Origin of the sequence: Dorea chungnamensis, assembly GCF_039832125.1 — a bacterium.
Lineage (GTDB): Bacteria > Bacillota > Clostridia > Lachnospirales > Lachnospiraceae > JAFBIX01.
Genome location: NZ_JBDOHT010000002.1, coordinates 153,078 through 177,632, shown reverse-complemented (window position 1 = coordinate 177,632; position 24,555 = coordinate 153,078). Strand labels below are relative to the sequence as shown.

At 43.1% G+C, this 24,555-nt stretch carries 24 protein-coding genes; 1 reads left to right on the top strand and 23 read right to left on the bottom strand.

The genetic code is table 11. The features are described from left to right. Positions 1 to 15: 15 nt before the first annotated feature. The 17 genes from ABE613_RS02760 to ABE613_RS02680 all read right to left on the bottom strand — a co-directional run bounded on the left by ABE613_RS02760 (position 16) and on the right by ABE613_RS02680 (position 17,515). A complete protein-coding gene (locus ABE613_RS02760) occupies positions 16 to 777 on the bottom strand; it encodes a tyrosine-protein phosphatase (RefSeq protein ID WP_347375611.1) in 762 nt (253 codons plus the stop codon). A 69-nt stretch (positions 778 to 846) separates the two neighbouring features. Continuing rightward, positions 847 to 2,631, bottom strand: a complete 1,785-nt coding sequence (locus ABE613_RS02755) for an ABC transporter ATP-binding protein (RefSeq protein WP_347375610.1) — start codon at positions 2,629 to 2,631, stop codon at positions 847 to 849. A 25-nt stretch (positions 2,632 to 2,656) separates the two neighbouring features. Further along, the gene (locus ABE613_RS02750) at positions 2,657 to 3,097 is read right to left on the bottom strand and encodes a S24/S26 family peptidase (protein ID WP_347375609.1); all 441 of its coding nucleotides are present in this window, start codon (positions 3,095 to 3,097) and stop codon (positions 2,657 to 2,659) included. Between the two features lie 180 nt (positions 3,098 to 3,277). Next, positions 3,278 to 3,664, bottom strand: a complete 387-nt coding sequence (locus ABE613_RS02745) for a hypothetical protein (RefSeq protein ID WP_347375608.1) — start codon at positions 3,662 to 3,664, stop codon at positions 3,278 to 3,280. A gap of 180 nt (positions 3,665 to 3,844) precedes the next feature. Next, positions 3,845 to 5,107: a nucleotidyltransferase domain-containing protein gene (locus tag ABE613_RS02740; protein WP_347375607.1), complete on the bottom strand. Its 1,263-nt coding sequence runs from the start codon at positions 5,105 to 5,107 to the stop codon at positions 3,845 to 3,847. Further along, positions 5,086 to 5,952 carry a hypothetical protein gene (locus ABE613_RS02735; protein WP_347375606.1) on the bottom strand — a complete coding sequence of 289 codons (867 nt, stop codon included), beginning with the start codon at positions 5,950 to 5,952 and terminating at the stop codon, positions 5,086 to 5,088. Before ABE613_RS02735 ends, ABE613_RS02740 begins: the two co-directional genes overlap by 22 nt. Next, the gene (locus ABE613_RS02730; protein WP_347375605.1) at positions 5,949 to 7,421 is read right to left on the bottom strand and encodes a polysaccharide biosynthesis tyrosine autokinase; all 1,473 of its coding nucleotides are present in this window, start codon (positions 7,419 to 7,421) and stop codon (positions 5,949 to 5,951) included. The genes ABE613_RS02735 and ABE613_RS02730 overlap by 4 nt, the downstream gene beginning before the upstream one ends. Positions 7,422 to 7,427: 6 nt before the next feature. Further along, positions 7,428 to 8,840, bottom strand: coding sequence for a polysaccharide biosynthesis tyrosine autokinase (locus tag ABE613_RS02725; RefSeq protein WP_347375604.1), 1,413 nt, complete (start codon positions 8,838 to 8,840; stop codon positions 7,428 to 7,430). Positions 8,841 to 8,852: 12 nt separating this feature from the next. Beyond that, on the bottom strand, positions 8,853 to 9,701 hold the full coding sequence (locus ABE613_RS02720; RefSeq protein WP_347375603.1) for a hypothetical protein: 849 nt from the start codon (positions 9,699 to 9,701) through the stop codon (positions 8,853 to 8,855). Beyond that, positions 9,701 to 9,988, bottom strand: a complete 288-nt coding sequence (locus tag ABE613_RS02715; RefSeq protein WP_347375602.1) for a PqqD family protein — start codon at positions 9,986 to 9,988, stop codon at positions 9,701 to 9,703. Before ABE613_RS02715 ends, ABE613_RS02720 begins: the two co-directional genes overlap by 1 nt. A 26-nt stretch (positions 9,989 to 10,014) precedes the next feature. Next, positions 10,015 to 11,148, bottom strand: a complete 1,134-nt coding sequence (locus ABE613_RS02710; RefSeq protein ID WP_347375601.1) for a radical SAM protein — start codon at positions 11,146 to 11,148, stop codon at positions 10,015 to 10,017. Between the two features lie 81 nt (positions 11,149 to 11,229). Continuing rightward, positions 11,230 to 11,565, bottom strand: coding sequence for a hypothetical protein (locus ABE613_RS02705; protein ID WP_347375600.1), 336 nt, complete (start codon positions 11,563 to 11,565; stop codon positions 11,230 to 11,232). A 195-nt stretch (positions 11,566 to 11,760) separates the two neighbouring features. After that, on the bottom strand, positions 11,761 to 12,774 hold the full coding sequence (locus tag ABE613_RS02700) for an Rpn family recombination-promoting nuclease/putative transposase (protein ID WP_347375599.1): 1,014 nt from the start codon (positions 12,772 to 12,774) through the stop codon (positions 11,761 to 11,763). A gap of 253 nt (positions 12,775 to 13,027) precedes the next feature. After that, positions 13,028 to 14,026: an Rpn family recombination-promoting nuclease/putative transposase gene (locus tag ABE613_RS02695; protein ID WP_347375598.1), complete on the bottom strand. Its 999-nt coding sequence runs from the start codon at positions 14,024 to 14,026 to the stop codon at positions 13,028 to 13,030. A gap of 242 nt (positions 14,027 to 14,268) precedes the next feature. After that, positions 14,269 to 15,156, bottom strand: coding sequence for a metallophosphoesterase (locus ABE613_RS02690; RefSeq protein WP_235232509.1), 888 nt, complete (start codon positions 15,154 to 15,156; stop codon positions 14,269 to 14,271). A 1-nt stretch (position 15,157) separates the two neighbouring features. After that, entirely contained in the window at positions 15,158 to 16,129 is a 972-nt protein-coding gene (locus tag ABE613_RS02685; protein ID WP_347375597.1) for an Rpn family recombination-promoting nuclease/putative transposase, read from the bottom strand. Between the two features lie 261 nt (positions 16,130 to 16,390). Beyond that, complete coding sequence (locus tag ABE613_RS02680; RefSeq protein ID WP_235234045.1) at positions 16,391 to 17,515, bottom strand: hypothetical protein; 1,125 nt, start codon at positions 17,513 to 17,515, stop codon at positions 16,391 to 16,393. A 227-nt stretch (positions 17,516 to 17,742) separates the two neighbouring features. Between ABE613_RS02680 and ABE613_RS02675 the strand changes: the two genes are divergently transcribed. Further along, entirely contained in the window at positions 17,743 to 19,365 is a 1,623-nt protein-coding gene (locus ABE613_RS02675) for a peptidoglycan DD-metalloendopeptidase family protein (RefSeq protein ID WP_347375596.1), read from the top strand. Positions 19,366 to 19,455: 90 nt separating this feature from the next. Here the strand turns inward: ABE613_RS02675 and ABE613_RS02670 are convergent, their stop codons facing one another. The 6 genes from ABE613_RS02670 to ABE613_RS02645 form a co-directional block, all read right to left on the bottom strand. Next, positions 19,456 to 19,935, bottom strand: a complete 480-nt coding sequence (locus ABE613_RS02670; protein ID WP_347375595.1) for a hypothetical protein — start codon at positions 19,933 to 19,935, stop codon at positions 19,456 to 19,458. Positions 19,936 to 19,996: 61 nt separating this feature from the next. Next, complete coding sequence (locus ABE613_RS02665) at positions 19,997 to 20,434, bottom strand: hypothetical protein (protein WP_347375594.1); 438 nt, start codon at positions 20,432 to 20,434, stop codon at positions 19,997 to 19,999. Positions 20,435 to 20,502: 68 nt separating this feature from the next. Continuing rightward, positions 20,503 to 21,138 (bottom strand): sortase, encoded by a 636-nt coding sequence (locus ABE613_RS02660; protein ID WP_347375593.1) that lies wholly within the window; start codon positions 21,136 to 21,138, stop codon positions 20,503 to 20,505. Between the two features lies 1 nt (position 21,139). Beyond that, positions 21,140 to 22,093 (bottom strand): Cna B-type domain-containing protein, encoded by a 954-nt coding sequence (locus tag ABE613_RS02655; protein WP_347375592.1) that lies wholly within the window; start codon positions 22,091 to 22,093, stop codon positions 21,140 to 21,142. A gap of 25 nt (positions 22,094 to 22,118) precedes the next feature. Continuing rightward, positions 22,119 to 22,937 carry a class C sortase gene (locus ABE613_RS02650; RefSeq protein WP_347375591.1) on the bottom strand — a complete coding sequence of 273 codons (819 nt, stop codon included), beginning with the start codon at positions 22,935 to 22,937 and terminating at the stop codon, positions 22,119 to 22,121. 110 nt (positions 22,938 to 23,047) lie between these two features. Beyond that, entirely contained in the window at positions 23,048 to 24,535 is a 1,488-nt protein-coding gene (locus ABE613_RS02645) for an isopeptide-forming domain-containing fimbrial protein (protein ID WP_347375590.1), read from the bottom strand. Between the last annotated feature and the right edge of the window lie 20 nt (positions 24,536 to 24,555).

Below are 24,555 nucleotides of genomic sequence, written 5' to 3'. Positions count from 1 at the left end.
ACTCTACTTCCTTATCTATATATCATACTCAGAAAACTCGATTGGTTTCCGTTTCAATATGGGACTATTACTGCAGATTCTCTCAGGATTGTGTTTGAACACAAGATCTGTACATCTCTTAGAATACTCCTCACACACTTCCTCATATGCATCCAACATATACGGTGTCCTCTGAAACGGACTGTGTGCATCACTTGCCACAACAGAGACCAGATTATGCTTAAGCATACGATAAGCTATCCTTTGTGCCTTTCTTCCGAATCTCCCCTGAAAACTCCCCTTATTCACTTGTATCACACATCCGCTCAGTCTCCACTGATACGCAATCTGCGGCCGGTCCTGAATAAATTCATATCGCTCCGCATGTGCAACTACTGGCTTGGCACCTACCGCACACATCCTGCGCAGCAGATCCGTTGCAAAATCAGGATCTTCATCAAAAGAAAATTCCACCAACACATAGCGACTCTGATTGAGCGGCATAATCTTCCCATCCACAAGCAGATCCGGCAGATTATACGTCGCAAAAGCCTCCATTCCCGGATACAGCCTAAGCGGAATCTTCTCCCTTGCCAACGCCCGTACACTATCCTGGAACACCTTGACATAAGCATCGCTAAAATAATTATCAAAAAGCCCCGGCAGATTACAGTGCGGCGTCGCCACCATAGCTTTCACGCCACTGTCTACCGCCATTCTCGCCATCTCAAGAGTATCGTATATATCCTCCGCCCCGTCATCTATACCTGGTAAAATATGCGCATGTATATCTATCATTTTATCATCCTTTATTCATGCAATAATGTGTAATTATATCACAAAATGCATTCTCTGTGTAAAAAACTACTAAAAATCCATCGCCATCTTTCCAGCTTCTTCCTCTGACAGTTCAGTGACCGTCGTTTCCATCACCCGGTATACCCGCTGACACATATTCAACACACTCGGCCGGTGCGTCGTCACAATACAAGTCTTGTTCGGCCGCTGACTGATAATATTTCTCAGCACCTGCCGTTCCGTCGTTACATCTAATGCAGACGTTGCTTCATCCAGCAGCAGGATTGGAGCATCCCGAAGCACTGCCCGTGCGATTGCAATCCTCTGAGCCTGTCCTTCCGAAAAGCCACGGCCTCTCTCACCGATATTACTATTGATCGTCTCCGGCATCTTTCCGACAAAATCCCATGCACAGGATACCTTCAACGCCTCAATAATCTCCTCATCCGTGGCATCTTCCTTCACCATCCGCATATTTTCCGCAATCGTCCCCGACAGAATTGTATTTCCCTGGGGAACATAGGCAAAGAGATGTCTCGTCTCCACATTCATCTCCACTTCACTTCCATCCAAGCCCCTGATGACCGCCTGTCCCGCTTCCGGACGAATCAATCCAAGGATCAGACGAATCATGGTTGTCTTACCTTCTCCAGACGGTCCTACCAAAGCCACGATCTCTCCCGGGCATGCCCGGAACGAAGACTTTGTAATTACCCGTGTTCCTTCCACATAGGAAAAATCCACATCCCGCATCCGCACTTCGAATCCATGCTCTGCAAGCGCATCCAGCTTACTGCTCTCCGCAATATGCACTTCCTTCGGAAGCTGTGCCAGCTCCCGGATACGGTGCGCAGATATAGAACTGTTTAAAAAGTTCGGAATAATCGAAATCACATTATTAAACGCGGAATTCAGGTTGCCTCTCTGCTGCAAGAACAATGTCATCGTTCCATACGTAATATCATGCGTCCACAGACGGAACAGACAGTAGCCAAATGCCGCATACTGCACGATCATTCCCATGATTGACATGAATACCCCTGTCTTAATAGAGAACATATTGTACTCCAGACTTACATCCTTATATTTGCGCTGCCATTCCCTCATCTTCTTCCCATATAAAGAAGAGATGCCAAAAGACTTGATCGTATCAAAATTATAAAAAGTCTCCACTTCGAACGTCATCATATCACTGTTCATCTCTTTGACTTTTCTTGCATACTCCCGCTGCTTCGAGATCAAAAACTTCGACATCAGAAGCATAACCGGCGCACTGGCAAATGCAAGCAGAGACATAATCTTATCATAATGCCAGATGACAACAAACGTAGCGATAAAATTATAGACTGCGATCACAATCGTCGGAAGCCAGCTAATGGCATTACTACTGATCGTACTCACATCACTGTTAAAACGGTTCAGCACATCTCCATTGCTGTACTTATTAATCTCCAACCAGTCTGCATCTATAATCTTATCAAATATATCCGCCTGAATATCATTATTAATATAGATACTCAGCTTTGCTGACACACGGTTGATCACATTGGAAAACACCAGACTGAACACCGCACTTCCCAGTGTAATCGCAATCATGATCCACAGCTTGTTCGTCTGATATCCGGTAATAATATCAATCATATACTTACTCGCCACACTGCTCACAAGCCCCATGGATGTACTGAATATACCAAGCAGCGTATAGAATATGATCGCACTCTTGTATCTCTTACTATAGGAAAATATCCATTTCCAGTCATCAATGATCTCCGAAAATGTCCCATCCTTCCATCTCTTTATCAATATATCCAACGATTCAAAGGATATTCCTTTTCCACTTTGATTTTCTTCCATCTAATTCCTCCACGTATCAGAACTTCTATCTTCTTATCTTCGCGTACACGCTCATGATCATACGTCGTACCGGTATCATATGAAGCCACACATGCTCAAAAAACTCCCACCAGAAGTCTCCGGGCTCTATCCATCTGCCCTTTCTCTGCACCTTTGTCACAATTGCAAAGATCTGTTCCCTGAGGACCGGTCCTTCTATGTCAATCTGCGCATCCCCAACGATATAATATCCTTCTGGACGCACCTTCCAGATCCGGTGCATCACATACTGCCCGCTCTTCCTCTGAAAAAATACAATATCCCCCTTACGAAGTTCCCGGTCCGGCTGCCGGAAATACACATAGTCGCGTTCATGGATCAAGAACGGAGACATACTGCTGCCAGCCACCAGAAGGCTCACTTCCTTTCCCTCCTGCACCAGATCCTTCAATACAGATAAATATTCCTGCGTATCAACTCTTCTCATGGATAACCTCCACTCTGCCATATGCTTATACAGAAGCATTGTAGCACAGATATCAGTAGATTGGCATATATCTATAAACAAAAAGAAAATTTTGCAAAACATATATCACACACAATATGTTCGCAAAATTTTCATATAATTAAAAATCATGTTTCATAAAACTGTATTGAATTAATCTCACTAGTTCGATGCATTTGGATTTGGATCCCAATTCACTTTATCTAATGTGCAAAAATGGTGATTGGAATCACCCCAATGATCTCCTTTTGCCTTGAAATAGAATACTCCGTAAGGATCCCCCACTTTTTGACCAAATACATTAGTTGGTTGCCACATTGCATTAGCCGCCGGTCCGGCTGCATCAATACCTCTTGCTTCATGCATTTTTTTACATCCGCTCCCTTCAGCAATATAGACATCATCAGACTGATATCCCGGCTTGCCATTCGTTTCATAATATCCATACCCATATGGTACATTACACCTTATATTCCAACATGCGGCGATATACTCATTAGCTACAAACTCTTCACTTGTTATTGATGGCTTTACATATTCTTTCCTCATAAATTACTCCACTCCTTCATATCTATGCTACATTCGATAAACCTTCATTTCTATAATTCTATGTTTAAGTATACTCTATATTATAAGGAAAAGTCAACAATAATTTTATAAATAAACGGATATTTTGTACCTATTTATTATTCTTAAATAATATATATCCATCCATTATCAAGCCTCTCATCAATCTATAATACCATACTCCCGCAAAAGCTCCACCCGGCTCATTCCAATCTCCACGCCGCCCGGCTCTTCTTTGCTGCTCTTTCTTTTTCTCTTTAAGTAACCCACGATTCTCATGCCCCAGGCTACCGGCAAAAGCCACGGGCATTTTTTTATCCACGGATATCCTTTTTCCATATAGGCTTTCCCCGGAAACAGGGATGCCTTCACGGAAGCCACGGTATCTTTCTTTCCGCTTTCTGCTGCTGCCAGTGTAATATTAGAACTGTGCTTTCTCTCCATCGTGCTGTCGCCGAAGATGCCGCTGTCAAGGAGATCAAGAAGCAGATGATCACAGTTCACGTGTTCTTTCTGCAGGAACACCGGATAATGCGCTTTCTCAAAAGAGAATCCAAGATACTTCCGTCCTATCTCCGCCAGTCCATTCCAGAACCCTTCCATGCGTAATTCCTGTAATCTCCCGTATATATACTCCCAGTCAATATCAGCTCCGTAGTGTTCTGCCATCATTACCATATCACAGACCTGCCGGATTCCGAACCCGCCATGGAGAAAGTGCTTCAGGCTGTGACAGATCAGGTAAAAAAGATGCATCGTCGGACTCAACGTCCAGACTGTTTGACCCTGAATCTCTTCACTGATACAAGTATCAAATACATCTCCAAACTCTCTGTTCAGGTGCCCATATGCACCGGACTCTTCTGCAAACAGGTCAAAATGCATCTCAATATACACACCATTTTGCGGATTAATATAAGGAATCTCCTGCGGCAGATGTTCTGTATCGGGCTCTTCTCTCTGAAATCCTTCGGCCACCAGAATCTCGTCACATAGGGCAAAGTCTTCTTTCCGAACAAGGATATCTTCATCGCCGGACACGCGATAATCTGATTTCTCATACAGATTACGACATATTATGCCCTTCACAACCAGCGGGCGCACGCCCGTCTCACAGATTTTCTGATAAATGCGCAGAAAGCCATCTGTCCGCTGCATCTGCATCATAACATCCCGCATCGTATAATTTTTAAATGCTCCCGCAAGGCCGGCATATTCCGATCTTCCAAGAAGCACATCGTTACGGATCTGTTCATAAACAGCAGCAGTCATCTTATGGATACCCGCCATCTGATATAATTCTTCTATTTCTTCAAACGCTTCCGGAAAATGATATTCTTTTCCATGCATAAAGCTTTCAAGAATTTTCAGGAATTCTTCCTGCACACGTGTAAGTCCTACCATCACAGAACCCTTTCCAGACATTTTACCGCCTCCTCTGAGATATCACATCCAAGTTCATACATCGGAACCTCTGCAATAATCTCCTCTATTTTATCCATCGCTTTCATCTGATACTCTGCATTCCACATATTGATGGTAATCTGAGCCATCAGCTTTTGTACCGCTTCGAATCCTTCGAGCCTCTCTATACTGTTCGTCCTGGCCTGGTGAAGCATCACAATCGCACGGATCGGATAAGATTCGTTATTACATATATCCGAGCTTCCGCAGACCGGCCAGCCGCAGGCATACCAGCCATCCTTTTCCCGAACCAGAAGAGACCGGTCTCCATTCACAGTTCGGGTTCCGCGATACTTCTCCCACAGATCAGCCTGCGTTGACTTCCCTGTCTCTGACGGTGCAGAAAATAGCACCGCTTCCCCCTCCCGGTACATATACGCCGAGTGTAAAATCAGGGAATCATGCTCCAGCATCAGTTTTTCTAACGCCAGCAGCGATACAAAGATTGTATCGTATACCAGCATTGGAGTAACCTTTTCATCAACCCATACCTGATATGGCATTCCTTGTTCTTCAAACAGGATCCCATACGGCTCTCTGGTTCCATGAAAATTCAGTATCCGGCATTCCATTCCCGGAGCCATCAAAAGTCGAAGCGTCTCTCTGCAAATCTCTCTCATATCAGGATTATTTTGCCTAATACCTTCTTCGACTTCTGCAAGAGATGATGTATATCTAATCTCGTACAGTCTGTCATTGTTCCCGGTATCCTCGCACGCAAATTTCTGCATATTCTCTGGAACCGGCATCCTTTCCGGCATATTCAGTTCTATTTTTACGTGACCAAATCGATATTGCTTTTTCACACCTTTTTCTCCTGCTGCTCTCCTATATCCACATATTCCGCATTTTCTTCTCCCGCTTTTACCTGTTCTCCATAAACGCCGTAATTGCCGTAGCGTCCATATCGATAACCGCCATATCCGCCGTAGCCTCCCAGGGCCCGTTCAGCACCGTTGAGAACTGCGCCTATAATCGGCAGTCTGGAAAGTGTCAGCATATCCATGCCCTCTGCAATCCTCTCTATTCTTGCATAGTCCTGCTTTACGACATAGAGCGCACAGTCTGCACATCTGGCAACTGCTGATGCATCCGCCAGCATTGCCGCCGGAGGGGTATCCAGAACCACATAATCATACCTGTCTTCCAGCTCATCCATCATCTCTTCCACCCGTCCGGTACTAAGAAGTTTAACCGGATCCGACACCGCTTCTTTTCCAAAAAGCACATCGACTCCCCAATCGTCCAGTGTCTGGATTGCATCTTCTATATTTATTTTATTTCTCAGCACATCTGATATACCGTATTTTACATCAGCTTCTGATCCAAGAACTTTGCCAACAGAGGGATTTCTGAGATCCATATCAACCAGCGCAGTTTTCCTTCCTTTTTCAGCCAGCGACAGAGCCAGATTCGCGGCCAACGTAGATTTACCTTCGCCCGGCAAAGAGCTTGTCACCAAGATCACTCGTCCATCGAAGCGTTTTGTTTCCCGAATTACCCTTGTCCGGACGGTACGCATCGCTTCCAGAAATCCGTAACCAACTTTATCATTATAAATATGGATATGCCTGTCAAACTGTTTACGGCGTTTCTTAAATGTAATCTTCGGTATAGCTGCTATACAGGTTACACTCAAATATTTCTTAAAATCCTCTTCCCTCTGAATCGTATGATTCGTCAATGTATAGAAAAAAGCAAAAATCATCCAGAGTAAACTTCCGACAGTAGCGCCTTTGGCAAGGCTCATCCTCTTATCCATATAATTCCATGGTCTTGCTGCAATTCCCGAGTCATCCAGCACTTCTATCTGTATCTTGCCCAGCACATACACACTAGCCTTGGGACAATTCTCCAAAATCGACTGCAGAATACCATATGCCATTCCTGCATCATCAGAGGTGACCTTCAGTATATAGAAATTTGCCGATTCCTTACTCTCTAATTCAATCTGCGCAGGAAAGGTGTCCAGTTCCAGATCCTCCATAACCATATTCTTCATCACATCCGACTGAAGAATGTACGGCAGACTCTCCTTCACCTGTTCGCTGCCACTGGTTCCTCCACTGATTACCGAGCTTCCCTCTGTATTCACTGAAAATGTTGCCTGACTCTGGTATTCCGGCTGATAATGAACTCTTGCGTAGATATAAAATCCTGCTGCCGTTATCAGGATACATATGATCAAAGAAATCCAGAACTTTCTGACTGTTTTCAGAAAATCTTCCAGAAAAGAAGTAATATCGATTAAATTGGGTTCTTCTTTATTACTCATATCTTATCAGGTATTCTCCTTTGGTTCTTTCTTTTTATAATATCCATAGCCATATCCGTATTTGTGCTGGTATCCGTCTGAACCCGGTGCCAGATTTCCAAAGATCCCGGTCTCCACATCATTCAGCACACACCCTAACAGATGGCATCCCGTCTTCTTGAAAATATCAATTGCATCGTTGATGTCCTTTGCTTTCGAACAGTTCTGTCTCACCACCAGCAGTCCCATCTCCGCATACTGCATAATCTCTTCCGCATCTGCCGCAAGATACATAGGTGGTGTATCTATGATAATATAGTCGGCTTCTGTCTGAAACTTCGCAAATACCTTTGACGCACTCCGGCTGCCAAGAAGTCTGGTTGCATTCTTATAGCTTCGACTGCCCGCAAGAAGCTGTACTCCCGTATGCTCAATTTCGCGTATTGCAGCCTCCGGATCCGCTTTCCCTGCAAGCACACTGCCAATCTGAGGCTCTCCCTTTGTGTAGGTCTGTCCGAAGAGCTTAAACTGCGCCGGCTTACGAAGGTCAGCATCTACCAGAAGCACCTTTTTCCCACGTTTAGCAAGAGACAATGCCAGATTAGCCGACACCGTAGACTTTCCTTCATTTTCCTGAACACTGGTCACAAGGATCACTTTCTTTCCCCTTCGCCCCGCTTTATAGTCCAGCTTCATACACAGCTTCTGGAACGTCTCGATATATCCGAAACTGGTAACCGGATGGGTAACCAGAAGTCCGGTCTTCTCCTTCTTCCGCCTCAGGTGGAACCCTTTATTCAGATTCTCATGATATATTGATGCAAACAGACGTGTATCTAGCTTTCTCTCTACATCATTCTCATTCTTAATATCATCCCTGAAATAATAATACAGCGCAAGCAGCAGGCTGAGTCCTGCCACCGTCACAAGAAATGCTTTTGCAAGGAGACGCTTTTCATCATATGCATCGATTGCCTGCATCGGTACTTTCGGCTCTTCCAGCACCTGAAGCACCATGTTGCCAAGCAGCTTCTCAGTCACCTCTCCGTAATGATCCAGTATCCCGTTCATAACAAGCATGGCATCTCTCGGTGCAGCTGCCTGTACCTTCAACGTAATCATATTCGTATTCGGGATACTCTCACAGGATATGGTTCCCGGCAATGATGACACCTCAAGCGCCTCTGCCACTTTCTTCTGCAGCAGGCTGCTGGTAATGACCTCCTGAAATACCGATGCAGTCTCCTGTGCTCCGCTGGTACCACCGGATCCACTTTTCTCATATACCACAATGATTGCTTTGGTCTCAAACTGCGGTCGATACAGCCGGCTTGACACGATACCGCACCCCATGGCCGCGATGATGCCCGCCAGCAGGATCATCTGCCATTGTCTGAGCACACGCCGGATTATATTTACAATATCAATCTGTTCTGTCATCTTCTTAATGTCCTACTCTTCTACTACAATTATCAAATCCGTAGATGTACTGTTCCCCTCTACGCTCAATGTATAGGTCACTGTATATACTCCCGGCATGGATGTGTCCAGATTCGAATTGATCTGTAGACCTCCCACTCCATACTCCTGTCCCCCAGCTGATGCACTCACTACAAAAGCTGCAGGATCCACAGCTTCTCCGACTTTACGGTAAGCCAGATACTCTGACAGTTTAATCTCAGCAAAGCTTCCACTCGTATTCATCTGCATTCTTACCGGAAGCTTCAGTGTTGTCACATCGCCGCAGCTGTTCGTCACCTGCACCTCATACTGTGCCGTCATGGCATCCGCAGACATGGAAGTAATCTCCGTATCTATTACTACTATCTGACTGGTCAGATCTCCGTCAATGCAGTCTGTGGCATGCAAAGGCGCCAGTATATCAGACATCTCTGCATTCATAGTGCCTGCTTCCAGAGGACCATCCAGAGAGAATCTCGGAGATGTATAATCCGTATACCGGATCTTCCTCTGTGCCTTGCCTACGTGGTTATCCTTATCAAATGCTGCATAGGTCACGATCCGTTCATGATCTCCCAACATCTTGGATATACTTTCAATAATAATCGTATCCGTCACATCTCCGTCTTTCTTATCTGCAGCCGTTACTCCATTCAGCAATTCTTCCTCCGTAACAGCGACAGATACCTCCAGCACCTCCGAGTCAAATGTAATCTCCGGTGTTGACCGGTCAAACCGACTGTAGAGCACCCACCGGTTCACAATATACAGAATCACCATGATAACTGCTGCCGCAAGCAACAGAATCTGAAGACGCCTACGTGTACTCTTCTTTGCCATTACCAGGTCTTATCCTCCTTCGTACATTCTACGAAACCAGCCTGTAATAACTGCGAGATAAATCCAACGGCATCTTTTCTTGCAGTTTCTTCATCTATCTCATATTCTTCAAGAATCATCTCTATCATCTCATCCAGACTGTCTGCCTTCTCCATATTCTCCCAGATAAATCTTGCCGTATCGCTCATGGTGATCAGCCCGTTAAATTCCTGTGTTGTTGCACCAGTCGGAACCAGTACACACTCTCCCGCAATCTCTCTTAAAATAAATTCCTTTGCAATTCTCATCTTTCTAATCTCCTCTCCTGACTCTCTTATGTTACCAGTTGACTCAACTCTTCATCCGCATATGCCGCCATCAGGCGAAGCTTCTCCATCGTCATGGCACACATATAATCCGGCCGTTTCTGAAAATCTCCGGTCTCCGTATATGCACATGCTCCACACACTGTACAAAATGCACGCTTGCCGCACTTCGTACATTCGGAAGGAAGAAACAGTTTGTCTCTCTCCTGCTTCACATATTCCCACGCCTTCTCAAATCCGCATTCAAATACCGGAATTCCCGGCTGATCCATGAACACACACGGTGTCATCATACCCTTCCAGTTGATCCAGAAAGAACTCAATCCCGCCCTGCAAGGCAACGGTTCCGGGTCACATTCTCCCAGAAAATCTACTCCCTTATCATAACATTCAGCCATGGCTTTCGCAAGTTCCCGGAAGGCTTCCTCTGACAATTCATCCCGCCTGATCTTCACATATCCTTCTGCCGCTTTCTCCGGCGTAAGTCTCGCCTTCTCATCAAACTTGCATACACCCTTTCTGGAAGACGGAAACATATAAGAATCCACCTCCAAAGGGATATCCAGGTCATGGGCGATCTGCTGAATCTTCTCCAGATCCTCCCAGTTGTCCGGTGTCAGACTGCCATTTAGCTTCACCGGCACATGCCTCTCCTGCAAAAGATGAATTGCCCGCATTACCTGGGTAAAACCATGGGGATTGCGACAAAGCTGCCCATATATCTCATCGGAAGAGCCATAGAGCGTAATATTCACTCTCCTTGGCAGATGTTCTGCCAGAAGGTCTGCATATTCTTCTGTTATTAACGTTCCATTCGTATTCAGCGTCAGGAATAGTCCCATCTCCGACAGTCCACGATACAGCCGGTCAAATTTCGGATACAGGAATGGCTCCCCACCGGTCAGCAGCAGGAACAACATTCCTGCCTCCTTAGCTTCCCTCGCCAGAGCCAGCCACTCATCCGCCGTGCGCAGCCGCCCCTGGACGCGCATCTCCTCCGGAGACAGCCGCAGAAAGCACATCCGACAGTTCATGTTGCATAAAGGCAACAATTCAAAAGAACCACCCAGTGGAATACGCTTCCGGGTGGCTGAGATAACAAGACGCTCTTCTAATTTTGTTGTAGTTGAAAAAGAATCCATAAAAACTCCTTTATATGTATATATAGAAAAAGTTATCTGAACCCGAAAGTTCGGATAACTCTCTATTTGCTTATCAAAAAATTAGCCTGATACATTTGGATGCTCTTTATTGTTAGTCTTATCTGTTGGAACCACAGTTAATTCATGATGGTATCTACTTACGTTTGTATTATGATAATATTTATTTGAATCTTCTCCCCAATGACTTTGACTTCCCTTGTGTATCTCTGCAGTATTTCCATTAACAGTAATATAGTTATCTAAATTATCATACCCACTGATTGTCCAATCTTCGTATGCACAAGTTTGCCACGAAGTATGGTGATAATAACATGAAACTATCCAACACGCTGCCACATATTCATTTGCCACAAATTCTTCGCTCTCTATCACTGGTTTAACATATTCTCTCTTCATACGCGTTCCACTCCCTCTTTTGTTTCTCTCGCCCTTATTATTTTTTGGCATTCTCGCCAATACTCCTTTCTACATACTACCAAAACATCCCCCTATTGTCAATCATAGCAAAAGCAATTGTAGATTGTACCAAAATAAATACAATCGTATTAGTTTTTCGAAAGAGCGCGCTGTCAGATCTTTGCCTTTTTCAAATTAGTTCCAGTACTTCTCCACCTCTTTTGCCGCCTGTTCCTTTGTAATCTCGAACTTCTTCATGATTCTTTCTATCGCCTCTTCCATGGAAACACCGAATTCTTTCATTATCTCTATTGTTCCTCGAAACATTCCACACTCTATTCCTTGCTCTATTCCTTGCTTTCTTCCTAGCTCTATTCCCTGCTCTACTCCATCATTATACAATTCTTCCAATGCTTTGCACATGTCCACCGTCTCCTTTCCTTCTATCCTTTCCACATTTTCTTTTAGCATCTTCTCAGAATGCAGGAATTCCCGCATTACCTGGTAGGTTTCTTCATCTACATTCCGAAAGTATGCTTCTCTTTTATTCATATAGTCTAATAGTTCTTTTTTATTACCTCTACATTTTAGCATACCCAATATTTCTTGTAAATCGCTCTGGAAGCGTTCCAGATGTTCTAGATTCCCTGCGTCTACTAGGTTGATTTGATAATTGGGCACGTATTTTTTTATTAATTCTTGCTCTGCTTCTCCTGCTCCCCATTGGAGCATACCGTACAGGTCTGTGCTTCCATCCCATTGTTCTGTGTCGTAATAGAAGACAAGTGTGATGACCGGCACCAGGCGGTCATCCTTCTTCCACTTGGACAGATATTCTGGAGCTGTCATCTTCTGTTTTTCTTCCTTTTCCCGTTCTTTCCACAATTGCTTGATCTGACCGACGTAGGACAGGCTGTCGTAGAGCATGTTGCGCACGGCCATGGCATAGTGTACTTTTTCCTGATTCTCACATGCCAATAATACCAGTAATGCTCCCTTTTCCCATCGCATTACGATGTCGCGGTATCTGTGAATTTCCTGTACTTTTTGTTTCTTGTCCTCCAATAGGATATCCGTTTCTCCTTCTGCCGGTTCTAATTCCTCCGGCAATACCACCTGCTTTCCCTGAAATACGATTCCGTTATAGAGATCTGAAAATCGTATCGGATTGCTCATCCATTCTCTGACTGCTGCATTTCCTTTTCCCATGCATGTACCTCCTGATATTCATTTTCTCATCAAAATTGAATGCTTCGGCGAATTGCCTTGGACCTTCGAGACCGTCTTTGAAACGGTGATTCAGACGCAAGAATTGCCCGAGCGGGCTCGTCTGTGATTTTGATGTGATGCAAGTATAGCATGGCTTACATTTCTTTTGCAACAGAATTCTGTCTATATAAGGCATCTGAAAATACATGTTTTCAGACACCCTTCTAGCGTTATCTATTGATCTTTTCTCATATCAGTTCCAGTACTTCTCCACCTCTTCTTTTGCCTGTTCCTTTGTAATCTCGAACTTCTTCGAGATTCTTTCTATAGCTTCTTCCATGGATACACCGAATTCCTTCAATGTTTCTACTCCCAGCTCTATCCCCTGTTCTCTTCCCTGTTTTATTCCCTGTTCTCTTCCTAGCTCTATTCCATCATTATACAATTCATCCAATGCCTTACACATATCCACCGTCTCCTTTCCCTCTATCCTTTCCACGTTTTCTTTTAACATCTTTTCGGAATGCAGGAATTCTCGCATCACCTGGTAGGTTTCTTCATCTACATTCCGAAAGTATTCTTCTCTTTTATTCATATAGTCTAGCAGTTCTTTTTTATTCCCTCTACATTTTAGCATACCCAATATTTCTTGTAAATCGCTCTGGAAACGTTCCAGGTGTTCTAGATTTCCCGCGTCTACAAGGTTAATGCGATAATTGGGCACGTATTCTCTCAGCAGCTCTTGATTTTCTTCTCCGTCTCCCCATTGGAGCATGCCGTGTAGGTCTGTGCTTCCATCCCATTGTTCTGTGTCGTAATAGAAGACAAGTGTAATAACCGGCACCAGGCGGTCATCCTTCTTCCACTTGGACAAGAATTCTGGGGCTGTCATCTTCTGTTTTTCTTCCTTTTCCCGTTCTTTCCACAGTTGCTGGATCTGACCGGCATAGGACAAGCTGTCGTAAAGCATGTTGCGCACGGTCATGGCGTAATGTACTTTTTCCTGATTCTCACATGCCAGTAATACCAGTAGTGCTCCCTTTTTCCACCGCATTACGATATCCCGGTATCTGTGGATCTCCTGAACTTTTTGTTCTTTGTCTTCCAGCAGGATATCCGTTTCTCCTTCTGCCGACTCCAATTCCTCCGGCAATACCACCTGCTTTCCCCGGAATACGATCCCATTGTACAGATCTGAAAATCTTACCGGGTTGCTCATCCATTCTCTGACTGCTGCATTTCCTTTTCCCATGCATGTACCTCCTGATATTCATTTTCTCATCAAAATTGAATGCTTCGGCGAATTGCCTTTGACCTTCGAGACCGTCTTTGAAACGGTGATTCAGACGCAAGAATTGCCCGAGCGGGCTCGTCTGTGATTTTGATGTGATGCAAGTATAGCATGGCTTACATTTCTTTTGCAACAGAATTCTTTTTTGCCGCCTCATATGGAAAAGGCATCTGAAAACACATATTTTCAGATGCCCTTTATCGTTATCCATGAATCTTTATCGTTGCTATCTCTGGCCGGTTCCAGAATCTTGGAAGCAGCTGATGGTGGCTTCCAAGTCCGCTGGTTACGAATATATTCATATCGTCTTTCCGGTACATCCCGTGAACATATTCCGGGAACCATCCCTGATCTCCTCCGTACAGACCACCCAGAATCGGAAGTACCACCTGCCCTCCATGGATATGTCCGCTGATGACCAGATCCACATCCCAGACCGAAGATGCATTTCCGAAGCAGAAGCTCTCCGGGCGATGCGCCATCATGAGTTTTAGATGGTCGGTATTTTGATAATCTTCCAGGAAGCTTTTGACTGGCTCCGGTGTGTTCTTTGCATCGTCATTTCCATCCAGAGCAAATGCATAATCATACAGCCCGCCCAGCCGGAACTGCACTCCATTTACCTCAATATCTTCATATGATTTGTCCAACACAACTGCGCCTGCCGCCTCCAGCTGCCCAACCAGGTCCGTATGCCCGTTCTCCATATAAGAAACTTCATGATTTCCAAGAGAAAAATAGACTGGCGCAACGTCTTTTAACTGCCGGATAAGAGCACACGGCACATCTGCATCTTCAGAGTCTTCATTCAGAAAATCTCCACCCAGAAGAATAAGATCCGGCTCTTGTTCTTTTACCTTTTTTACCAGCCTCGCATTCTCTTCTCCGAACTCATGATCATGAAGATCTGATAATACTGCTACATTAATCTCTTGTCCTGGCTCCAGTTTCTCGCTTTGATATTCATAGTTCCGCACAATCAGCCAATGAGTAGAGCACCAGACCTCTCCCAGAATGAGGATAACAAGAAGAAGAACGATACTGATAGAGATTTGCCTATATCTTTTCACCGATTTACGTTCCACTTTCATATCAGCTCCAGTACTTCTCCACCTCTTCTTTTGCCTGTTCCTTTGTAATCTCGAATTTCTTCGAGATTCTTTCTATAGCCTCTTCCATAGAAATATTGAATTCCTTCATTGTCTCTATTGTTCCTCGAATCATTCCACGCTCTATTCCCTGCTCTATTCCATCATTATACAATTCATCCAATGCCTTACACATATCCACCGTTTCCTTTCCCTCTATCCTTTCTACGTTTTCTTTTAACATCTTTTCGGAATGCAGGAATTCTCGCATCACCTGGTAGGTTTCTTCGTCTACATTCCGAAAGTATGATTCTCTTTTATTCATATAGTCTAGCAGTTCTTTTTTATTCCCTCTACATTTTAGCATACCCAATATTTCTTGTAAATCGCTCTGGAAGCGTTCCAGATGTTCTAGATTTCCAGCGTCTACAAGGTTTATTCGATAATTAGGCACGTATTCTCTCAGCAGCTCTTGATTTCCTTCTCCCCATTGGAGCATGCCGTGTAGGTCTGTGCTTCCATCCCATTGTTCTGTGTCGTAATAGAAGACAAGTGTAATAACCGGCACCAGGCGGTCATCCTTCTTCCACTTGGACAAGAATTCTGGGGCTGTCATCTTCTGTTTTTCTTCCTTTTCCCGTTCTTTCCACAGTTGCTGGATCTGCCCGGCATAGGACAAGCTGTCGTAGAGCATGTTGCGCACGGTCATGGCGTAATGTACTTTTTCCTGATTCTCACATGCCAGTAATACCAGTAGCGCTCCCTTTTTCCATCGCATTACAATATCCCGATATCTGTGTATTTCCTGTACTTTTTGTTCATTATCTTCCAGCAGGATATCCGTTTCTCCTTCTGCCGGCTCCAATTCCTCCGGCAATACCACCTGCTTTCCCTGAAATACGATTCCGTTATAGAGATCTGAAAATCGTACCGGATTACTCATCCATTCTCTGACTGCTGCATTTCCTTTTCCCATGCATGTACCTCCTGATATCCATTTTTCTCATCAAAACTGAATGCTTCGGCGAATTGCCTCTGACCTTCGAGACCGTCTTTGAAACGGCGATACAGACGCTGAATTAGTCCGAACGGACTCGTCTGTGATTTTGATGTGCTGCAAGTATATCATAAGCTGCTTTCCCTTTGCAACAGGATTTTATCGTACATTAAAACGGACTACATTAAAACGGACGCCTGTAAGGTCCCTGCCTTCAGACGTCCCTGAACATTCATTTTATCATTTAGGCAAATGATTTTCGAGCAGTTTCAGTCTTTCAATAAATCTTTCATATATCTCTTCTCTGCCTGCAAACCATTCTTTCTTCACTTCAGCCACCTGATTTAGTCCCACTTTTTCTACTGCTGCTAATGCCGCTTCCTTTTGCGTACATCTTTTCGAATCTGTCGTCAGACAGTTTGCCCCTTCCATCCTGTCATACGCCGAAAAAGCTTTGTTAAAATCCATCAGATCATAAAGTCTCTCCGGCTGATTATCACTATTGCGAACAAGAAGTCCCCAGTTTCCCCAATGACGATCCGTATTCCCTACCAGGTAATCTAAAATATTCATCATATAATAAGAATAACTGTCAAGCTCCAGTATATAGTCCAGAGCATTCATATTCAGATTTAGAGCAAACACCTCAAAAGCTTCTCTGGAGACAAGACTATATTTAAGAGAAGTCATGATTTTACTGCATGAAACCAAAGTCCCATCAAATAACTCTTCTGAGTAAACCACCTGATTACATTGAAAACATTGACAGATCTTACTGGCAAGAATCTCGTTCTCAACAGCAAGACTTCCGCCATCCTTCAGAAGCCAGAAAGTATTGTTTTTTCTCAGCCATGCTTTTGGAAACGAACCATTTGTTGAAAGATCGTCAGCAATCAAATGGCTGTTTTCTATCGTCATCTGTCTGCCGCGCAATGCCACATCCACGAAAGCATTAGATAAATGATTTTCAAACAAATTTATTTCACGAAATGTAATCTTTTCTTCTTCTCGTTTTACCCAATAGATATCCGTAAGACTAAGGCAATGATAAGATAACGCAACCTGTGCACGCTCCTTATCTGTAGAAGCCTGGGTGGCACCGATACTGTTTAGCAATTCCTTCGCATATTCACGGTCAAGTGTCAGTACACGAGAAGCACACCAAAAATAAAAATTGGCAAGATTATTAATAAACGTATCCAGCTCTTCACCACCATCTTCCAGATACAGATTATATGGCATAAAATCCTGATCAAAAACAGTACAACGCCCCTGAGTATCTATCGAAGCGACTTTGCGCTCCCCATGCATAATCTGGTATTTTACGTAAGTATTATATGAATTATCTTGCGTTGAATTGTTCATCATCATTAAACGACGTCTTAACATCATAGTCATAACTCCACTTTCTTCACACGAATTTCACTGCTAAACTTATTGTAAAAGAATTTCATTTCATTTTCCATAGATATTTATTTTTTCTATCGTCAACACTTTTCATATGAACCTTTACATTTTTTCTTCCTTTTAAACACTCTTTTTACGTGGTATAATGATATCAGCATTATTTTACAGATTGGAGGCATCATTCGTTGAAGCATCATCGATTCTTACTTTCTCTGGCAAAAGTCGGAGTTATTACTATTATTACCATTGGTTTGGTATGCACAACGATTCAAAAAGCATCTGCATTAACCGAGGAGACCGAAGTCGAATCTGTGACATCAGAAAATTCTGAAGCGCAAAATGCAGAGAACTCTGGGGCAGCTGAAGTAAAGCCTTCAGATTCTGAGAATGCTTCGGATTCTGGGAATATTATTGATTCCGGCGAAGTCTCTGATCCTGAGGAGGGTACGGACTCTGACGATGCAAATGTTCCTGAGGATATTACAGATTCCGACGAGACTTCTGACCCTGGGGATAGTACGGACTCTGACGAGACTTCTGACCCTGAGGATGGTACGGATACCAGCGAGTCTTCTGAGGCCGAGGATAGTAAGGATTCCAACGAGGTCTCGAATTCTGAGGATGTTTCTGATTCCAACGAGGTCTCGGGTTCTGAGGATGTTTCTGATTCTAATGATGGTACGGATTCCAGTGAATCTTCTAAGGCCGAGGATAAAAATAACGGTTCGGATTCCCATCAAACATCAGATGCAAAACCGAATCTGTCCACACAATCTGAGAAAACAACTTCTCCGAAAGCCACAATCCGGGACGAAAGTTCCGATGCTCTTTACATAAAACGAAGCTATAATCCATCCGAGACTTTTGTCGAGCTGAATAAGCGGATTAAATATAATGCCGCACTTCCTCTTGACAATATTCCGTCTTTTATCACTCAGGAGATGATTATCGCTGCATTAAAATGTCAGGACGAGACCGGATATCCAGCTTCCGTAACGATTGCTCAGATCATTCAGGAATCTGGCTTTGGTAAATACGGACCAGGGGGAGAAGACCATCAGGGGCTTTCTTATCTGGCTTACCAGTATTGCAACCTGTTTGGGGTTAAAGGTACCGGAACTGCCGGAAGTGTGAGCATGCGAACCGGGGAGCAGACTTCTTCCGGAAAATATTACACTACTACAGCCGATTTCCGTGTTTATAACACCTACACAGAATGTATCGAAGACCGCACGAAACTGATCAAACGAGCTTACAGTGACTTAATTTCCGGAGTAACAGATGCCAATACTTTTGCCGCTCGGATTGGTTCACGCTGGGCAACAAGTCTTCAATATTCTCAACATCTGATCCAGCATATGGAGCGCTATGATTTGTATCGTCTGGATCGCATGACACTTCTGGATTTCAGTGAAATGATCGGACAATTTTCTGATCCGTGTCCAGGTTCTTACCTGACAAGTTCTTTTGGCTATCGTGATTTTGACCACAAGTTCCATAAAGGCATTGACCTTGGCACTAACGGCGAGATTCTCCCCGTGTATGCTGCGGAATCCGGTACGGTTGTCAAGGCAGAATATGATAATCTTGCCGGCAACTGGGTTCTGATTGACCACGAAAATGGACTTACCACAAAATACATGCATTTCAGTCATACATTTGTCGAGGAAGGGCAGGAAGTTACCAAGGGGCAGCAGATTGGTCTTACCGGTACTACCGGAAGATCCACAGGAATACATTTACATTTTCAGATAGAAGAAAATGGAGTTGCCGTAGATCCGACAACTTATCTTTCTACGGAAGAGTAATTTACACTGTCATCTATACATCAAATGATTAATATCAAAAAATAGGCTGGGAATCTGATATTACACCAAATTCTCAGCCTATTTATACATCTATATCTCATCCTCTGACAGTTCTGGAATCTGTTCAGCTTCTATCTCCGCACCAAGTTTTTCAAACAAGTCTTCATCTACAATATCTTTCTGCAAATTTGTCACATTATCCAGAATCTGTGTAAATTCTGCCGATAATGCACGCAAGGAATTAGAATATTGCTGAAGAATATTTGCGCAATATTCTTTATAGACTTCTTTCATCTTCTCTTTTTCCTCAATAACATTTTTCTGCTCTGCAGCGAGGCTTCCGAGTTTTTTATTTAATTCCATATTCAGCATATCTGATGCTTGAAGACGTTTCTCATACCCTTCTATCAATTCTTTTTGTTTTTCCTGCTGTTCCTCTGTAAATTTTCGAAACAGATCCACAATAACACCAATCTTCTTGTAGACATCTTCTTTGTCATACCCGCCAAAAAAAGCTTTCTTAATCTTCATGTCATTAATATACTCATTAATTTCCTGCAATCTATCCATGTAAATACACCTGCTTTCTCAAGTTATTCTCTATCCGTAAAATAATCAAATCTCTAATTTCTTATTTTGCTTCTTCACTCTCGCCAGCAACTCCCAGAAGCTCACGCAATCCTTTATGCTCATTGTAGAAATTTTCCAGACGTTCAGATATCTCAACCCATCGCTTTTCAACATTTTCCCGGGCTTCCTGTTCCATCGCTTCGCAACGTTCTTTCGTCTTTCGCTCCATCTCTTCACAAATCTGTTCTTGCTGTCCGCTTAATGATTGGATATTTTCCAGATACTGCTGCGCCGCTGCCTGCGCCGCCTCAAATACTCCATTAAGCAGAACCGATGCCTCTGCAATAGATCCTGCCTTATCCAGACATATTTTTCTATCGTCCAATTTCTTCTTAAGCTCACTTACCTCAGCACGAAGTTCTTCAACCTCTTTGCTCTGTGAAATCAGCATTTCCAGCAATTCTTCTCTCTTTAATCTACGAAGTTCTTTATCTGTCATAGACCTGTTCCTGCCTTTCATTATCAATAAATTTATTATATATTAGCGTCAAAGCAATTACAATGTTTTTACAATCCCTTGAATATAACACTGTGATCATTTTCCAGTTTCCTACATCTGATTGTAACACGGCTTTTTCCTCCGTAAGTACATGTAAATAATGTCATATCCCATTCTCCTGCATCCATATCTTCCACTGCCGTTCCCGGAATTGTTTCAATATCATCAACCTGATATTGAAATATATGCCCATCTACATCTCTAAAAGATATCTCTTCGCCGATTGCCAGATTTTTAAGTCCGCCAAAATGTCTGCTATAGTTATGACCTGCTATGATCATATCATTACTATAGGCTGAACCTTTATATCTGCATGGGGAACGTCTCAGATTCGGATAGCTCCAATTTCCGGCCACAGGAAGCTCCAGTCCAAGAGAAGGAACTGTCAATATTCCAATATAATCTACTCCGTCAATTCTCAAGACAGGCATCTCCATATCCGGATATATTTCATAGAGTGGTTTTTCATCTGCATCGTCAGAACTTACGTTTTCATCCTGCCCGTCTTTTATCTGATTAAGAATCTCTTCCGACATATTTTCTGCCTTTTTTGACTCCCATATATTATAAACCATGAGTAAAAAGGCCGCTGCAATCAGCAACAGCCCTATCGTCATTAGTAATTTTCCTGCCTTACGCTTCATTTTACTTATCCTCTTTTTTATCTTTTTTGCTGAAAATCCATCCCACCAAATATAGTACTATTCCGACCAGGGCAAGAAACGGTACCGGCCACCAGAGCTGCCCAGTCTGCGGAAGCTTTGAGCCAGATGTATTTGTACTCTTTACTGTTGACTTATCAGCCGTATTCGTAATGATCCACTTTTGTCCATCCTGATGAACTGCCGCTGTATAGCCCTTTGGAACATCCTTCTCTTTGACCGTCCATTCATATCTGGCAGAAAGCTCCTTCCATTCATACTGCCAGTTATTATCTTTATTCAGCTTTACCGATTCGCCATACGGTTTACCATCTTTCAAAAGCTGCACAGTAATCTCTTTTGGCCGTGAATCTTCCACTCCTGCGTCTTTCCAGATTTTAACTATCGTAATATCATTTTTTTCATATTTATCTACAGATGATTCTTTCACTGTGATCTCCGGAGTATTATACCACACCCCTTCTTCAGTACGATTCGGAATCGTTACAAGCGACGGGCTTGAAGTGTAAATATATTCTTCATCTTCTATTCTCTCACCTATCACCAGATATAAACCTTTTTGTAATCCTGACCAAAGAATCTGACCGTTCTTATCTGTCATATCCTGATATACGGGCAGAATATCTTTGTCACTATTTACACATTCAGCCAGTTCTTTTGCTAATACTCTCCATCCCTCACTATCCAGGCTTTCAAAATCTGTAACGTCTTCTGGCACCCAATCCGCTATATTATCGAATTTACCCGTCTCAGAAAAATCTGCCACCTTATATAACGAAAATATCTTTCCCTCTGATTTTGAATGGAGTGTCAGGCTTCCTGTCTCCGTTTTATATCCATTAGAATCTGCATGAACCTGCAGCGGAAAAATCATGATGCATATAAGCAGAGTGATAATTATCTGGAATTTTTGAAATAGTCTTTTTTTACTTCCCACTCTTTATCTCCTCCTTCTTTCTCTTTCAACGTTTTCGATAGTATATCAATAGCCATACTAACAGCAGCAGTAAAATCGGGACTGCTACTACAGGTGCAACTAATAAAGGTTCAATCTGCATCGCATCAGCAGTAACTTTCACCGAATCACCAGTATAAGTTGTCCTGTGTCCTCTTACCAGAAGTCGGTGGCTGTTTACCCCATAAGGAGTACAGGTTACCAGAGTACAATAATCCTTTCCTTCCTCAATCTCCAATGCCGACATCTCATCTGGCTCTACAATTAAAATTTTATCCACTTCATAAGCAAGCGTCTCATCCAACACTTGCAAAAAAAAGATATCTCCTTCTACCAATTGGTCTAAATCAGTAAATAACCTCGCTGACGGCAGTCCCCGATGTCCGGATACTACACAATGTGTACTCTCCCCTCCTACCGGAAGAGACGACCCTTCCAGATGCCCAATAGCAATCTGAAGCACGGCTTCATCAATTCCGTGGTAAATTGGCAGCTGTGTCTTAATCTTAGGGATCTCAATATACCCCATGATTCCGGTTCCACCTACATTTAAGAGAGTTTCATATTCCTCTTTGTCTTCCTCTGATAATGTCCAACGGTCTGTTTTCTCCAAAAGCCTATTATTATATTCCTCCGCTTCCTGACGGATTCTGGCATAATCCTCTTTCGTCAAATCTGAAACTGCTTCCACATAGCTTGCAATTGCTCTTGACTGATGAAAAGAATTCCAGTAATCGCTAAGCGTAGGATACAGCAGTAAGGAGATGCCTACAAACAGAATAAAAACTAATATAATCGTTGACTTATTCTTTTTTATCCATCCCATAGAACTCTCCTTACTGTTGTATCAGACTGCGGCGCAGGCACACAAATGTGCCCCGCCACCAATTCTTTATTATGACAAGAATCTCTGTTACAACATGTCATTTATATCTTTTATTTCTCACAGCTCATGCGTTTTTTCGAAACCAATAAAACTACTGCAAACAGTACAAGTAATCCACCAAGAATGTAAAAGATTGTCGTTCCCATTCCGCCAGTCTCCGGTAATGTAGAACCAGCTTTGTTTACAACATCAGCGGACAGAGAACCTTCTGTAGTGCTAGATGTAAATGTAATCTCACCAGTCGTTTCATTTCCCCTCAGGGATGTAAGAGCAGGATTATCAGACAGAACATCATGCTCTGCAGTAATTGTAAACTCGATTGGTTCAATGGTGTTATATCCAGCAGGTGTTTTTGTCTCAGTCAGACGATAGTTTCCATCATCAAGACCTGAGAATGTGAAAGTCGTTCCTTCGTCATTCTTAACTACTGCGATAGCTTTCCATTCATCTGTCTCTTTATTATACTTCTCCAGAGTAAATTCTGCACCTGTCAGAGGCTTATCTTCACCGTCAACCTTATTAATAATTGTCTTATATGTAAATACAATAACTTTGTCAGCCGGAGTATTACCAGTCTCATTGTTACCTGCTTCAGACTTATTTGGGTTGTTGGAGTACTCCAGATAAACCTCATTCGGGTTACCGGCAGAACCAAGTACTGCATTCTCATTCAAAGTAGCTGTATATTCTACTGTGATCACAGAGTTGTTTCCGGCGTCAAGTGATTTTACATCATCACTGGAAACAGTCAATGTAGTTGTTCCGTCAGCATTGACTGTAGAAGTAACAGTAAAACCCTCTGTTTCTGCGCCATCGATATAAACCTTTGCATCATTGTTATAAGTCAGACCCTTGGACAGTGTATCATGGAATACAACCTTATATGTTGTGTAAGAAGAAACATTGTCAGCTAAGGTAGCTTTTAACTGGAATGGAATGGAATCGCCGATGTCATAGTCAGCGGAATCCTGCCAGTCAGTCATATCATCATCAGTAGAATCATTGATATCCTTTACTTTTTTCTCAACTTCCGGAACATCAGACTTTGGATTTGCCTCAACATTTCCTACAACCCGAACGATATACTCTGTGTAAGCGTCATTATCACCTGTTAAAGATCCCTCCTGATCCTTTACCAGATAGTAACCTGGTGTCAGGACAGAGATTACATATTTACCATCTGTTACTGTACTTGCAGAGCCTGCTGCAGTTGTTAAATAAGGTGCAACTTCCTTTGCGAATGCCTTCGCATCGGCTTCTGTTTTTAATGTTTCGGCTTTAGCAGCAGCGTCTCCTAAAGCTGTCTGACCTGCTTCTGACACACCAGAGCCCCATACAATATTACTAAGAACTTTACCACCATCTTCATTGGTGCTCAGATCACCAGTAAAGATCTGATATGCCTCGTAGGTATGTCCTTCTGCAGAATTATTAATTGTAATGGAATATGTTTCATCTTCTGCCATTGCAGTAATTGCTACGGACATCATCATCACCATTGTAAGCAATAATCCAAGTAATTTTTTTGCTTTTTTCATGTCTCTCTTTTCCTTTCATT

What these genes read in the sequence shown, in the direction of transcription:
- ABE613_RS02760 (WP_347375611.1), bottom strand. Translation starts at nt 777, where the DNA reads ATGATAGATATACATGCGCATATTTTACCAGGTATAGATGACGGGGCG.
- ABE613_RS02755 (WP_347375610.1), bottom strand. Translation starts at nt 2,631, where the DNA reads ATGGAAGAAAATCAAAGTGGAAAAGGAATATCCTTTGAATCGTTGGAT.
- ABE613_RS02750 (WP_347375609.1), bottom strand. Translation starts at nt 3,097, where the DNA reads ATGAGAAGAGTTGATACGCAGGAATATTTATCTGTATTGAAGGATCTG.
- ABE613_RS02745 (WP_347375608.1), bottom strand. Translation starts at nt 3,664, where the DNA reads ATGAGGAAAGAATATGTAAAGCCATCAATAACAAGTGAAGAGTTTGTA.
- ABE613_RS02740 (WP_347375607.1), bottom strand. Translation starts at nt 5,107, where the DNA reads ATGTCTGGAAAGGGTTCTGTGATGGTAGGACTTACACGTGTGCAGGAA.
- ABE613_RS02730 (WP_347375605.1), bottom strand. Translation starts at nt 7,421, where the DNA reads ATGAGTAATAAAGAAGAACCCAATTTAATCGATATTACTTCTTTTCTG.
- ABE613_RS02725 (WP_347375604.1), bottom strand. Translation starts at nt 8,840, where the DNA reads ATGACAGAACAGATTGATATTGTAAATATAATCCGGCGTGTGCTCAGA.
- ABE613_RS02720 (WP_347375603.1), bottom strand. Translation starts at nt 9,701, where the DNA reads ATGGCAAAGAAGAGTACACGTAGGCGTCTTCAGATTCTGTTGCTTGCG.
- ABE613_RS02715 (WP_347375602.1), bottom strand. Translation starts at nt 9,988, where the DNA reads ATGAGAATTGCAAAGGAATTTATTTTAAGAGAGATTGCGGGAGAGTGT.
- ABE613_RS02710 (WP_347375601.1), bottom strand. Translation starts at nt 11,148, where the DNA reads ATGGATTCTTTTTCAACTACAACAAAATTAGAAGAGCGTCTTGTTATC.
- ABE613_RS02705 (WP_347375600.1), bottom strand. Translation starts at nt 11,565, where the DNA reads ATGAAGAGAGAATATGTTAAACCAGTGATAGAGAGCGAAGAATTTGTG.
- ABE613_RS02700 (WP_347375599.1), bottom strand. Translation starts at nt 12,774, where the DNA reads ATGGGAAAAGGAAATGCAGCAGTCAGAGAATGGATGAGCAATCCGATA.
- ABE613_RS02695 (WP_347375598.1), bottom strand. Translation starts at nt 14,026, where the DNA reads ATGGGAAAAGGAAATGCAGCAGTCAGAGAATGGATGAGCAACCCGGTA.
- ABE613_RS02690 (WP_235232509.1), bottom strand. Translation starts at nt 15,156, where the DNA reads ATGAAAGTGGAACGTAAATCGGTGAAAAGATATAGGCAAATCTCTATC.
- ABE613_RS02685 (WP_347375597.1), bottom strand. Translation starts at nt 16,129, where the DNA reads ATGGGAAAAGGAAATGCAGCAGTCAGAGAATGGATGAGTAATCCGGTA.
- ABE613_RS02680 (WP_235234045.1), bottom strand. Translation starts at nt 17,515, where the DNA reads ATGAACAATTCAACGCAAGATAATTCATATAATACTTACGTAAAATAC.
- ABE613_RS02670 (WP_347375595.1), bottom strand. Translation starts at nt 19,935, where the DNA reads ATGGATAGATTGCAGGAAATTAATGAGTATATTAATGACATGAAGATT.
- ABE613_RS02665 (WP_347375594.1), bottom strand. Translation starts at nt 20,434, where the DNA reads ATGACAGATAAAGAACTTCGTAGATTAAAGAGAGAAGAATTGCTGGAA.
- ABE613_RS02660 (WP_347375593.1), bottom strand. Translation starts at nt 21,138, where the DNA reads ATGAAGCGTAAGGCAGGAAAATTACTAATGACGATAGGGCTGTTGCTG.
- ABE613_RS02650 (WP_347375591.1), bottom strand. Translation starts at nt 22,937, where the DNA reads ATGGGATGGATAAAAAAGAATAAGTCAACGATTATATTAGTTTTTATT.
- ABE613_RS02645 (WP_347375590.1), bottom strand. Translation starts at nt 24,535, where the DNA reads ATGAAAAAAGCAAAAAAATTACTTGGATTATTGCTTACAATGGTGATG.